This is a genomic window from Stenotrophomonas sp. STEN035, from assembly GCF_056759935.1.
Genome location: NZ_JBRRDY010000094.1, coordinates 1 through 231 on the forward strand (window position 1 = coordinate 1; position 231 = coordinate 231).

The following is a 231-nucleotide window of genomic DNA, read 5'->3' on the forward strand; positions in this document are numbered from 1 at the left end:
GGCGGGACCAGTGCCGCCAGCTTGGCGATGAAGTCCACCGCATCCCATTCGACATGCGTGGTGCCATTGCGCCACGGCGTCTTGAGCTGATACCGCACCCTACCCTGCGGTGAGATCGACAGCCGCTGCTCGCTGATCGCCGGGCGCGTGATGTAGCGGCACAGCTTTTCGAGCTTGTGGCTTTCGTGTGCTTCCGCGGCCACGCCGGCATGCAGCGAGAAGCCGCCGACC

At 65.8% G+C, this 231-nt stretch carries 1 protein-coding gene; it reads right to left on the reverse strand.

What is annotated here, in order from left to right; translation table 11 throughout:
- On the reverse strand, positions 1-231 hold a 231-nt coding region (locus ACVOLL_RS20620), incomplete at both ends, for a transposase (protein WP_481514570.1).